This window comes from Allobranchiibius huperziae (assembly GCF_013410455.1).
GTDB lineage: Bacteria > Actinomycetota > Actinomycetes > Actinomycetales > Dermatophilaceae > Allobranchiibius > Allobranchiibius huperziae.
Genome location: NZ_JACCFW010000001.1, coordinates 480,659 through 492,099 on the forward strand (window position 1 = coordinate 480,659; position 11,441 = coordinate 492,099).

An 11,441-nucleotide genomic window follows, 5' to 3' on the forward strand; every position below is an offset into this window, starting at 1 on the left:
TCGCCGCTCAGACGTACCGCTCGAGGATGCTGTTCTCGGCGAGACGCGACAGGCCCTCGCGCACCGAGCGGGCGCGCAGCTCGCCGACGCCCTCGACGGCCATCAACTGATCGAAGTCGGCCGCGAGCAGCTTCTGCAGGCTGCCGAAGTGCTCCACCAGGCGGTCGTTGATGAGCGGTGGAAGCCGCGGGATCTTGCTGAGCAGCCGGTAGCCGCGCGGCGAGACCGGCGCGTCGAGCGATTCCGCTGCACCGGCCGAGCCCAGCGCGCCGGCACCGGCGTGCAGGTCGAGCAGGTCGGTGGAGCTGATCGCCGCCAGCCGGTCCAGCGCCTGCTGGGTGGTCATGCCGTCACGGGCGACGTCGACGTAGTCGCGCACGACCAGCTCTCGGTCGTCCGACAGGGTGCCGACCAGCTCGTCCAGCTGCAGGGACATCAGCCGACCGTCGACGCCGAGCTCGACGACGTATTCGGCGATCTCCTCGCTGATCCGTCGCACCATCTCCAGCCGCTGCAGCACCGTGGCCACGTCGCGGACCGTGACCAGGTCCTCGATCTCCAGGGCGGACAGGGTGCGGGTGACCTCGTCGAGGCGCGACTTGTAGCGCTCCAGGGTCTGCAGCGCCTGGTTGGCGCGGGACAGGATCGCGTTGGAGCCCTCCATCACGTGCCGCAGCGACCCGACGTAGAGGGCGATGGTCTGCATCGACTGGCTCACCGAGATGACGGGAAGGCCGGTCTGCTTGGCGACCCGCTCCGCCGTGCGGTGCCGGGTGCCGGACTCCCGGGTGCGGATGTTGGGGTCCGGGACGAGCTGTACGGCGGCGCTGATGATCCGCGTGACGCCCTTGTCCAGGACGATCGCGCCGTCCATCTTGGCCAGTTCGCGCACCCGCGTGGAGGAGAAGTCGATGTCGATGGGGAAACCGCCGGTGCTGATGCTCTGCACCACGGTGTCGTAGCCCAGCACGATGAGCGCTCCGGTGCGGCCCCGCAGGATGCGCTCGAGGGCGTCGCGCAACTGGGTGCCCGGAGCGGCCGCGGCGAGCGTGTCGCGCAGCAACTGTTCCTCGGTGGGTGGCACGCGCTGGATTCTATGTGAGGCGCGGGCCGCCCCCGTCGATCAACCGCACGGCGTCGCGTACGTCGTCCACCTCGACGACCTGCATACCCTCCGGCGCCGCTTCCCCGGCCAGCGACCCCGCGGGGATGACAGCCCTCCTGAAGCCGATGCGGAAGGCCTCGGCCAGGCGTCGCGCGACACCGGACACCGCGCGTACCTCACCGGCCAGTCCGACCTCGCCGACGGCCACGGTGCCCGCGCCCATCGGACGGTCCTGCACCCCGCTCGCGATGGCCAGCGCGATCGCCAGGTCGGCCGCCGGCTCGCTGAGCCGCACACCGCCGACGGTCGAAAGGTAGCAGTCGCTGCGCGAGACCGGCAGGCCGGCGCGGCGGTCGAGCACGGCGAGGATCATGGCCGTCCGCGAGGAGTCGATGCCGCTGGTGGTGCGCCGGGGGTTGCCCTGCACGCCGTCGACCATCAGGGCCTGCACCTCCGTGACCAGCGGACGGCGCCCTTCGAGGGTGACCGTGACGCAGGTGCCGGGCACCGGCTGCTCCCGGCGGGTGAGGAAGAGCCCGCTCGGATCCGGCAGGCCGACGATGCCGACGTCGGACAGGTCGAAGCAGCCCACCTCGTCGGTCGGGCCGTACCTGTTCTTCGCGGCGCGCACCAGGCGCAGCCGCGAGTGTCGCTCGCCCTCGAACTGCACGACGACGTCGACCAGGTGCTCCAGCACGCGGGGACCGGCGATGGAGCCGTCCTTGGTGACGTGGCCGACCAGCAGCACGCTGATGTCGCGCTGCTTGGCGACCTGGATGATCGCCGCCGCGACCTCACGCACCTGGCTGACGTTGCCGGGAGAGCCGGGGATCTCGGTGGAGGCGATGGTCTGCACCGAGTCGATCACCAGCAGCTCCGGGCGGACCTGGTCGATCTGCGCCAGCACCGTGCCGAGATCGGTCTCGCTGGCCAGGAAGAGGGTGCGCGCCAGCGCCTCGATCCGCTCGGCCCGCACCCGCACCTGCGCGGCCGACTCCTCACCGCTGACGTAGAGCACCCGGCGCGGCCCTCGTGCCGCGCGCGCGGCCACGTCGAGCAGCAGCGTGGACTTGCCGATGCCCGGCTCGCCGGCGACCAGGATGACGGCCCCGGGCACCAGCCCGCCGCCGAGCACGCGGTCGAACTCGCTGACACCGGTCGGCCGGGCGGAGGCCTGCGACCCGTCCACCTCGCCGATCGGCACGGCGGGCCGCTCGAGCACCGTCGCGGCGGCGGTGTGCACGCCGACCTGGCCGACCTCTTCCAAGGTGCCCCACGCCTGGCACTCGCTGCAGCGTCCGACCCACTTGATCGCGGTCCAGCCGCACTCGGCGCAGCGGTAGGACGGCGCTGGGGGTTTCTTGCGGGCGCTCGCGGTCGGCATACGCAGAAGGTATGCGCCGCCGCCGACAGACGTGCGGCCGGTCAGACGCGCTTGCGGTTCTGCTTCTGCGCGTCGAGCGTGGCGGGGTGGATCAGCAGCGGCAGCAGGGTGCGGTTGCCCGGGCGGCGCGCTGCCTTCGCGAGCGCCAGGTGGGCCTCGCAGTGCGTGACCAGCACGTCGTACGCCGCGTCGCCCATCAGGTGCCGCAGCTCGCCGGCGTTGGAGAGGTAGAGCGGCTCCTTGCCGACGTGCGCCTCGGGGTTGGAGCTGCAGTACCAGTCCAGGTCGTGTCCGCCCGGGCCCCAGCCGCTGCGCTGGTACTCGCCGATCGAGATCTCCAGGTACGACGTGTCGTCGCCGCGCTCGACCGTGCGGAAGGTGCGCCGCAACGGCAACTGCCAGCAGACGTCCGGCTTGACCGTGTGCGGTTCGACGCCGGTGAGCAGCGCGTGCTGGTGCAGGGAGCAGCCGTCGCCCGCGGGGAAGCCGGGCCGGTTGAGGAAGATGCAGGCGCCGTCGACGACGCGCGTCTTGGTCGCGCCGTCCTCCTTCTCGCGCCAGCCCAGGTCGGAGTGTCCCTCCTCGTAGTACTGCCACTCATCGGGGCCGAGCTCCTTGACCACCCGGCGGACGTTCTTCAGGTCGTCCTTGTCGGCGAAGTGCGCGCCGAGCGTGCAGCATCCGTCGTCGGGGCGGTCGGCGTAGATGCCCTGGCAGCCGCGCCCGTAGATGCAGGTCCAGTTCGAGGTCAGCCACGTCAGGTCGCAGCGGAACCGCTCGGCACCGTCGTCCGGGTTGTCGAACTCGACCCAGCTTCGTGCGACATTCGGATCGGTCTCGGCCACGGGCGTGATCGTAGCCCCGGCACACTGCACCCAGCAGACGCAGAAGGCTGTCGCGGGAGATCCTCGACGGCCGGCGGTGGATGGTGCTCACCGACCGAAGGTGCGCCGACTAGTTTGGCCGCATGCGCCTCGGAGTGATCGACGTCGGCTCGAACACGGTCCACCTGCTCGTCGTCGACGCGCACCGCGGAGCCCAGCCCATCCCGGCGTTCTCCCACAAGCGTGAGCTGCGGCTCTCCGAGCACACGACCTCCACCGGCGACATCGCGCAGGAGGGCGTTGCCGCGCTCATCGGCTTCGTCGAGGAGTGCAAGACCATCGCGGAGGACCAGGGCGCCGAGCAGCTGCTGGCCTTCGCGACCAGCGCCATCCGCGAGGCCCCCAACGGCGAGGGCGTGCTGAAGACCGTCCACGACAAGACCGGGATCCACCTCCAGGTGCTCTCCGGCGAGCAGGAGTCGTCGCTGACCTTCCTCGCCGTACGCCGCTGGTTCGGATGGTCCTCCGGCCGGCTGATCGTCATCGACATCGGCGGCGGGTCGCTGGAGCTCGCGAACGGGCAGGACGAGGTGCCGGACGCGGCGATCAGCCTGCCGCTCGGCGCAGGCCGCCTGACCCGCACGCTGCAGGGCGATCCGCCGGCACCGGAGGACCTGCGCGCCATGCGCAAGCAGGTGCGCACCGAGATCGCCCGCAGCATGCGCGACCTGACCCGGTTCGGCCGCCCCGACCACGTCGTCGGCACCAGCAAGACGATCCGGTCGCTCGCGCGGCTCTGCGGAGCGGCGCCCAAGGACGAGGGCCCGTACGTCGAACGCACCTTGGAGCGGGCCGACCTGACCAAGCTGGTGCCGCGCCTGGCGAAGATGACGGCCGCCGAGCGCGCGGGCCTTCCAGGGGTGTCGGCCAGCCGGTCGGCGCAGATGCTGGCCGGCGCGGTGGTCATCGAGGGCACGATGGAGCTGCTCGACGTACCCGCCCTGACGCTGTGCCCGTGGGCACTGCGCGAGGGCGTCATCCTGCGCCGCCTGGACGCCATGGACGGATGGGACGCGGCCGAGTGAGCATCAGCCGCATCCCGGACGCCAAGGTCGTCCTCTCCAGCGCCTCGGTCTACCCCCACGGCGTCGCGGCCACCTTCGACCTCGCCGACCGGCTCGGCTACGACGGGGTCGAGGTGATGGTGTGGAACGACCCGGTCAGCCAGGAGGCCGGTGCGCTGCAACGGCTTATCGACCACTACCAGCTGCCGGTGGTCTCCATCCACGCGCCGACTCTGCTACTCACCCAACGCATCTGGGGCACGGAGCCCTGGGACAAGGTCGACAACTCGGTCCGGGTCGCACGCGAGGTCGGCGCCGACACGGTGGTGCTGCATCCGCCGTTCCGCTGGCAGCGCGAATACGCCGCCGAGTTCGTCGCGGGGGTGGCGCAGCGCGAGGAGGAGACCGGCATACAGCTCGCGGTGGAGAACATGTTCCCGTGGCGTGCCCGGCAGCGCGAGATGCAGGCCTATCTGCCCGGCTGGGACCCGGTCGACATCGACTACGCGCACGTGACGCTCGACCTGTCGCACACCGCCACCGCCGGATCGGACGCGATGGCCATGCAGGCCGCGCTCGGCGAGCGACTGGCCCACGTGCACCTCGCCGACGGCTCGGGGTCCTTCAAGGACGAGCACCTGGTGCCGGGACGCGGTGGGCAGCCGTGCGCGCAGTTCCTGGAGGCGCTGGCGGCGCGCGGGTATGACGGGTCCATCGTCCTGGAGGTCGGCACCCGCAAGCTCGACGACGAGGAACGCGAGCTGGATCTCGCGGAGGCGCTCGCGTTCGCGCGGCTGCACTTCGCGGCACCGGCCCTTCCCTGACAGAGCTGGGTCCAGCCCGGTGCCGGGCGCCAGGTGCGGGTTTTGCGTCTGCGGCCAGCGCTGCAGTCCTGGCCGCAAACGCAAAACCCACACCTCGTCTGTTGCGGCGGACGCGTCGTCGCGCGCCCCGGCGTCCTCTAGTGCAGCTGGTCCTGCCAGTCGGCCGGGATCCTGTCCGCCGGACCGGGGACGCTCTGGTCCCTGGGGTGACTGGTCGGGGGTGCGAGCGCGGGCCCGTAGGCGAATCCGCCGGTGCGGTAGTCGAAGCACCAGTCCTCGCCGGGTTCGAAGCTCTGGATGACCGGGTGGCCGGTCGCATCGTGGTGGGCGGTCGCGTGCTGGCCCGGGGAGGTATCGCAGCATCCGATGTGCCCGCACTGGGCGCAGCGCCGCAGGTGCACCCACCAGCCGGGGCTCGCGCCGTCCAGGCAGTCCGCGCATCCCTCACCGCTCGGCGGGACGGAGGTGTCGAAACCCTCGGTGTCGCTCATTCCGCCAGGCTAGGCCTGTGGGGCTGCGGCGTACGGCGCATGATGACACTGCGCGCACGACATACTTCCGCTCCATGGAGGCGATGCGGGAGCTCACCTGGGGCCGTGGCCAGATCCTGTTGGGGGACAAGCAGATCGGATCGTTCGAGACCATGACGTTCCGCGAACGTGCCACCGTGAGTTTCGAGACGGAGCACTGGGAGTACGCCAAGGAGTTCGGCGGCACCGTCGTCGCCGCGCGGACCGAGGGAGAGCCGCGGCGGATGTCCGCCGACAAGGGCGGCCTCTTCTTCACCTACTGGGACGTCTGTACGCCGACCGCGACCTACCGGCTCAAAGGATCGCGGGTGTCGGTCGCCGGGGCGGCGATCGGACAGTATGACCAGCGCGGGATCGTCCGCTATCTCGCATCGGTGACGGTGCCCGAGACGGTGCCGATGTGCGACCACGTGTTCCTGCTGTGGGTCGTGACCGTCGACGAGCGGCGCCGCCGAGCCCGCTCGCACGCTGCTGGAGACACGGGCTAGCGCGACGTCGCTACTCGAGCTCGTCGTCGTCCTCGACGACGCCGACTCCGACGACGTCGTCGACGCCGCTCAGGACCTTCACCAGGCGCTCGGGTTCGGCCTGACCCGATGCGGTGATGACCACGCCGACGACGCCCTCGGGCAGTCGCGAGGAGTCCTGCATCCCGGTGAGGCCGTCGACACGCCAGCCGAGCGCGGTGAGCCGGTTGATCAGTGAACGCAGCACCCCGCGACCATCGGTGTAGATGATCTGCAGCCGCGTGGCGTTGGTAGGGCTCCCCGGCAGGTGGTGGGCGAGCTCGGTGTAACCGAAGACCGTCACGAAGTGCAGGGCGGTGACCACCAGCGCGATCAACCACAGACCGGCTCCGGCGGCCATTCCGATCGCTGCGGTCTCCCAGACGGCGGCGGCCGTGGTGAGACCGCGTACGACGCCGCCGCGGGACAGGATGAGGCCGGCGCCGAGGAATCCGATGCCCGAGACGACCTGCGCCGCGACGCGTGAGGGGTCGAGCACGACCGAGCCGCTGTGCAGCACGTCGGTGAAGCCGTACTTGGAGACCAGCAGGATCGCCGCCGCGGTGGTGCCGACGATCGACTGGGTGCGCAGGCCCGCGCTCTTGCCGCGCAGCGTGCGCTCCAGCCCGATGCCGGAGGAGAGGACGAATGCGAGCAGGAGCTCGGCGATCTGCACCACGCCCTGTCCGGCGAACGGTCCATGGGCCATCAGCCCAAGCTATCCGGGTCGCTCGCGGCGCGTGCCGGCCCCGGTCGGTCCGGCGAGCACGAGGCGCTCGTACGCCGAGCCCACTCGTCCACCGGCGTCCTGTGCTGATCGTCGAACGGGAGGGCCGACGTCAGCGGCGGTAGGTCCGGCCGTCGATCGCCTCGCGCAACAGGTCGGCGTGGCCGGCGTGGCGGGCCATCTCCTCCACCAGGTGCAGCAGCACCCACCGCACGTTGTTCGACGCGCCGCCCTGGTAGTCCGGCACCTCCTGATCGAGGTCGATCCCGGACCGCACCACCCCCTCCGTGTGCGCCGCCTCGACCTCCCACGCGGCCAGCCACTGAGCGACCGTTTCGTCGTCGCCCAGGGTGAACTCGTCCGTGCGCGGCTGCTCCTCGCCGCGTTCGACGTCGGTGCGGATCCACGACCTCTCCGTGGCCACCACGTGCTTCAGCAGCCCGCCGAGGGAGAGGGTCGTCGATGGGATGGGCGTCAGCCGCGCCTGCGCGTCGGTGATGCCGTCGAGCGCGTAGCGGATGCCGTGGCGCTGCCACTCCAGGAACCCGAGCAGGCCGTCGACCTCGTCCGGCCGCGGAGGCGGGGGAGAGGGCGGGAAGGGCGCCGAGGGCATGGCCGTCACTGTAGGACCGGCGTACGACGCGGTGGACGGTTTGCGTCGGCGGCCAGTGCTGCAGCCCTGGCCACGAACGCAGACCCGCAGCACGAACGCAAACCGGCGGCTCGGACACACCCCGCGACCTGGACCGCGGACCGCGACCCGTGCTGTCGGCGACCGATCGGGTGGGGGCGCCTCGGCCTTTCCACAGCCCGCCCGTCTTTACTGGACTCATGAAGCTGCCGCGGACCAGGATCCCGCGGTCGCGCGCCGTACGCGGATTGCTGGCGGCGTTCGTGGTCCTGGCTCTCGCCGTCGGCGGGATCGCCCTCTTCAGACCCGGCAGCCCGCACATCGCCACGCGGTCGCAGTTCGTCACCGGCACGCCCGAGGGCGGCACCCCGGTGCGGCTCGACACCACGGTCTACCTCCCTGCGAAGACCCCTGCCCCGGCGATCCTGCTGGCACACGGCTTCGGCGGCAGCAAGACCGACCTGGCCGGTGAAGCGCGCTCTCTCGCCGCGGACGGTTACGTCGTACTCGCCTACACGGCAAGGGGATTCGGACGGTCCGGCGGTCTGATCCATCTCGACGCACCTGACTACGAGGTCGCCGACGCGCGACTCCTCGTCTCCTACCTCGCCGCCATGCCACAGGTCATCAAGGACCACCCGGGCGACCCGAGGATCGGTGTCGCCGGGTCGTCGTACGGCGGGGGACTGGCGCTGCTGCAGGCCGGCACCGACCGCCGCATCGACGCCGTCGGCGCCGACATCACCTGGAACGACCTGTCGACGGCGCTCTTCCCCAACGCCGCGCAGGGCCACGCGCCCGGGGTCTTCAAGAAGCTGTGGGCGGGCCAGCTGTTCGGCGCCGCGGCGGGCAGGGCGCCGAGCAGCAACGGCTGCGGACGGTTCGCGGCCGATGTCTGCGCGGCGTACCAACAGGCAGCTGCCACCGGCCGGCCAGATGCGACGATCCTCAGCCTGCTGCAGGCCTCGAGTCCCGCGCGGGTCCTGAGCCGGATCACGGCGCCCACGCTGCTGAGCCAGGGCCAGCAGGACTCGCTCTTCGACCTGTCCCAGGCCGACGCCAACGCCCGCGGCATCGCCGCCGCGGGCACCCCCACCAAGGTGATCTGGCGCAGCGGAGGTCACGACGGCGGCACCTCGACGTCCCAGCTCGTGGGCTTCCTGCGCAGCTGGTTCGACCCGATCCTGAAGCACGGGCGGGTGCCCGACCGGTCGTTCACCGCGTCCCTCACCGGCGCGGCGCTGTCGTCGCAGGACGGCTCGAGCATCGACCAGACCGTCCGAATCGAGGGCGGGTACGGCGCGAACCGGCAGGTGCCGGTCGCCCTGTCCGGTGCTTCGAGGACGATCTTCGCCCCGGCGGGCGGAAACCCCGCCGCGGTCACGGCGGTCCCGGGCCTCGGTGGTCTGCTCGGCCAGGCAGCCGGTCTCGCCGGAGTGACCGGGGCGACCCAACTGGCTTCGATACCAGGGCAGTTCGCATCCTTCTCCTCCGCGCCGCTGACCAGGGCGGAGCTGGTCGCGGGCTCCTCGACCGTCCAGCTGCGCATCACCGCGCGGACCACCACCGACGCGACCCTCTTCGCGTCGCTGCACGACGTCGCGCCCGACGGCAGCGACACCCTGCCCTCCGGTCTCGTCGCCCCGATCCGGTTGACGGGCCTGCGTCCGGGAGTGCCGACCACGGTCACGGTGCGGCTGCCGGGCATCGTGCAGTCGGTGCCCGCAGGGCACCGGGTCGTCGTCCGGGTCGCGACGACCGACCTCGCCTACCAGCTGCCGACCGACGCCCGCAGCTACGACGTCGCGCTCGCCTCTCCCCAGCTTGGGCTCTCCACCGCCGTAGGCCGCGCCGAGGCGACCGGCCACCCGTGGCCCTGGTTGATCGTCGGTCTCGTCGCAATGGGGCTATTCCTGCTCGGCGTCGCGTTCGCCGCCGTACGCCGTCGCCGACGTCACTCGTTCGAGCCCGCGCTCCAGCACGTGCCGGTGAGCATCGAACACCTCAGCAAGGTGTACTCCGACGGCTACCGGGCCGTCGACGACGTCACCTTCTCGGTCCAGCAGGGGCAGGTCGTCGGGCTGCTCGGACCCAACGGCGCGGGCAAGACCACCCTGCTGCGCACCCTGATGGGGCTGATCGCGCCCACCACCGGCTCCATCCGGCTCTTCGGCGAGCTCATCGGACCGGGCGCCGCAGTGCTGTCGCGCACCGGCGCGTTCATCGAGGGCCCTGGGCTGCTGCCGCATCTGTCCGGCCGCGACAACCTGCGGCTCTTCTGGGCAGCGACCGGCCGTCCGGAGGAGGACGCCGACTTCGAGACCGCGCTGGAGATCGCCGGGCTCGGACCCTCCATCGAACGCCGCGTGAAGACCTACAGCCAGGGGATGCGCCAGCGCCTGGCGATCGCGCAGGCCATGCTCGGGCTGCCCGAGGTGCTCATCCTCGACGAGCCCGCGAACGGTCTGGACCCGCCGCAGATCATCGAGATGCGCGAGGTGCTGCGCCGGTACGCCGAGACCGGGCGCACCGTGGTCCTGTCCAGTCACCTGCTCGACGAGGTCGAGCAGACCTGCACGCACGTCGTGGTGATGCACAACGGGCGTCTGATCACGGCCGGGTCGGTCGAGGAGATCGTCGGCGCGGTCGCCGGACCCGACCGGCTGCGGGTGGCCGATCCCGAACGCGCGGTGCGGGTGCTCGCGGACGCCGGCATCGAGGCCCAGCAGGTCGCCACCAGACACTCGCTGGAAGAGGTCTTCATGCAACTGGTCGGAGCGGACGAATGAACGAGATCGCCGCCACCCGCCGCGGTGTCCACGACCGGCTGGCCGAGCTCCCGCCGGGCGAGCGCGCGGCGTTCCGGCCCGGCCGCACCCTGTCGCTGCGGGTGGAGTTCGTGCGCCAGCTGCGCCGTCGTCGTACCCAGCTCGCGGCCCTGCTCCTGATCGTCCTGCCGGTGATCGTGGCGATCGCGCTGAAGGTCAACAACCCCGGCGGAGGTCGTGGTGGTGGCGGGGGTGGGGCCGGCGCGTCCGGCTCGGCCCTGATCACTCTGGGCAGCGCGGGCGCCGCCAACTTCGCCTTCTACACCGAGTTCGCCTCTGCTGCCTTCCTGCTCGTGGTCATCGTCGCCCTCTTCTGCGGCGACACCGTGGCGAGCGAGGCCAGCTGGTCCTCCCTGCGGTATCTGCTCGCGATCCCGGTGCCCCGCTCGCGGCTGCTGCGCCAGAAGCTGGTCGTCGCGCTCAGCCTCAGCCTCGGCGCCAACCTGCTGGTGCCCGTGTGGTCGTTCCTGATCGGCGGGGTGTTCTTCGGCTGGGCGCCCGCACAGTCACCCCTGGGCGGCTCGTTCGGCACCGGTGTCGGACTGCAGCGGCTGCTGATCGTGGTCGCGTACGCGAGCCTTCAGTCGCTGCTGGTCGCCGCCCTGGCCTTCCTGCTGAGCGTGCTGACCGATGCTCCGCTCGGCGCGGTCGGCGGCGCGGTGCTGCTGGTGGTGGTCTCCAACATCCTGGACGCCATCACCGCCCTCGGCTCCTACCGCAACGTCCTGCCCACCCACTTCCAGTACTCCTGGCTCGACGCCCTCGGCCCGAGCGTCAACTGGGACGGGATGATCCGCGGCACCGGAGTCGCCCTCACCTATTCGGCGGTCTTCCTGGCCCTGGCCTGGTGGCGTTTCGAGCGCAAGGACATCGTGAGTTGACGCGTCCGGCACGGACCTCCGCGCGGATCGATGCGGCCGATCGAAACAGGGACGCAACACGGTGCCGATAACGTGACGGCGTGACGCAGAGCCAGAGCCAGACGCAGGGCGGCACCTCGGGTCAGGTTTTCGGCGGA

General features: G+C 71.3%; 11 protein-coding genes. 5 read left to right on the plus strand and 6 right to left on the minus strand.

Going from position 1 to position 11,441, the window contains the following annotated elements:
• Positions 1–7 precede the first annotated feature (7 nt).
• The 3 genes from disA to HNR15_RS02315 are packed head-to-tail and all read right to left on the minus strand — an operon-like array spanning position 8 to position 3,334.
• Positions 8–1,084: a DNA integrity scanning diadenylate cyclase DisA gene (gene disA, locus HNR15_RS02305; RefSeq protein WP_233763843.1), complete on the minus strand. Its 1,077-nt coding sequence runs from the start codon at positions 1,082–1,084 to the stop codon at positions 8–10.
• A gap of 10 nt (positions 1,085–1,094) precedes the next feature.
• A complete protein-coding gene (gene radA, locus HNR15_RS02310) occupies positions 1,095–2,489 on the minus strand; it encodes a DNA repair protein RadA (RefSeq protein ID WP_179478792.1) in 1,395 nt (464 codons plus the stop codon).
• A 41-nt stretch (positions 2,490–2,530) separates the two neighbouring features.
• Positions 2,531–3,334, minus strand: coding sequence for a DUF3109 family protein (locus tag HNR15_RS02315; protein WP_179478794.1), 804 nt, complete (start codon positions 3,332–3,334; stop codon positions 2,531–2,533).
• A gap of 122 nt (positions 3,335–3,456) precedes the next feature.
• Here HNR15_RS02315 and HNR15_RS02320 point away from each other — a divergent pair, with 122 nt between their 5' ends.
• On the plus strand, positions 3,457–4,398 hold the full coding sequence (locus HNR15_RS02320; RefSeq protein WP_179478796.1) for a Ppx/GppA family phosphatase: 942 nt from the start codon (positions 3,457–3,459) through the stop codon (positions 4,396–4,398).
• Positions 4,380–5,201 (plus strand): sugar phosphate isomerase/epimerase family protein, encoded by an 822-nt coding sequence (locus HNR15_RS02325; protein ID WP_179478798.1) that lies wholly within the window; start codon positions 4,380–4,382, stop codon positions 5,199–5,201. Before HNR15_RS02320 ends, HNR15_RS02325 begins: the two co-directional genes overlap by 19 nt.
• Before the next feature lie 137 nt (positions 5,202–5,338).
• Here the strand turns inward: HNR15_RS02325 and HNR15_RS02330 are convergent, their stop codons facing one another.
• A complete protein-coding gene (locus HNR15_RS02330; RefSeq protein WP_179478800.1) occupies positions 5,339–5,692 on the minus strand; it encodes a UBP-type zinc finger domain-containing protein in 354 nt (117 codons plus the stop codon).
• Positions 5,693–5,766: 74 nt separating this feature from the next.
• On the opposite strand from HNR15_RS02330, the gene HNR15_RS02335 reads away from it, so the two are divergent.
• A complete protein-coding gene (locus tag HNR15_RS02335) occupies positions 5,767–6,219 on the plus strand; it encodes a hypothetical protein (RefSeq protein ID WP_179478802.1) in 453 nt (150 codons plus the stop codon).
• 10 nt (positions 6,220–6,229) lie between these two features.
• Here the strand turns inward: HNR15_RS02335 and HNR15_RS02340 are convergent, their stop codons facing one another.
• Together HNR15_RS02340 and HNR15_RS02345 are read right to left on the minus strand one after the other, a co-directional pair.
• Complete coding sequence (locus tag HNR15_RS02340; protein ID WP_179478804.1) at positions 6,230–6,946, minus strand: MgtC/SapB family protein; 717 nt, start codon at positions 6,944–6,946, stop codon at positions 6,230–6,232.
• A 130-nt stretch (positions 6,947–7,076) separates the two neighbouring features.
• Complete coding sequence (locus tag HNR15_RS02345) at positions 7,077–7,577, minus strand: DinB family protein (protein ID WP_179478806.1); 501 nt, start codon at positions 7,575–7,577, stop codon at positions 7,077–7,079.
• Positions 7,578–7,795: 218 nt separating this feature from the next.
• Between HNR15_RS02345 and HNR15_RS02350 the strand changes: the two genes are divergently transcribed.
• Positions 7,796–10,384 (plus strand): alpha/beta fold hydrolase, encoded by a 2,589-nt coding sequence (locus HNR15_RS02350; RefSeq protein ID WP_179478808.1) that lies wholly within the window; start codon positions 7,796–7,798, stop codon positions 10,382–10,384.
• Complete coding sequence (locus HNR15_RS02355; RefSeq protein WP_179478810.1) at positions 10,381–11,304, plus strand: ABC transporter permease; 924 nt, start codon at positions 10,381–10,383, stop codon at positions 11,302–11,304. Before HNR15_RS02350 ends, HNR15_RS02355 begins: the two co-directional genes overlap by 4 nt.
• Positions 11,305–11,441: the final 137 nt, after the last annotated feature.

What these genes read in the sequence shown, in the direction of transcription:
- radA (WP_179478792.1), bottom strand. Translation starts at nt 2,489, where the DNA reads ATGCCGACCGCGAGCGCCCGCAAGAAACCCCCAGCGCCGTCCTACCGC.
- HNR15_RS02320 (WP_179478796.1), top strand. Translation starts at nt 3,457, where the DNA reads ATGCGCCTCGGAGTGATCGACGTCGGCTCGAACACGGTCCACCTGCTC.
- HNR15_RS02325 (WP_179478798.1), top strand. Translation starts at nt 4,380, where the DNA reads ATGGGACGCGGCCGAGTGAGCATCAGCCGCATCCCGGACGCCAAGGTC.
- HNR15_RS02330 (WP_179478800.1), bottom strand. Translation starts at nt 5,692, where the DNA reads ATGAGCGACACCGAGGGTTTCGACACCTCCGTCCCGCCGAGCGGTGAG.
- HNR15_RS02335 (WP_179478802.1), top strand. Translation starts at nt 5,767, where the DNA reads ATGGAGGCGATGCGGGAGCTCACCTGGGGCCGTGGCCAGATCCTGTTG.
- HNR15_RS02340 (WP_179478804.1), bottom strand. Translation starts at nt 6,946, where the DNA reads ATGGCCCATGGACCGTTCGCCGGACAGGGCGTGGTGCAGATCGCCGAG.
- HNR15_RS02345 (WP_179478806.1), bottom strand. Translation starts at nt 7,577, where the DNA reads ATGCCCTCGGCGCCCTTCCCGCCCTCTCCCCCGCCTCCGCGGCCGGAC.
- HNR15_RS02350 (WP_179478808.1), top strand. Translation starts at nt 7,796, where the DNA reads ATGAAGCTGCCGCGGACCAGGATCCCGCGGTCGCGCGCCGTACGCGGA.
- HNR15_RS02355 (WP_179478810.1), top strand. Translation starts at nt 10,381, where the DNA reads ATGAACGAGATCGCCGCCACCCGCCGCGGTGTCCACGACCGGCTGGCC.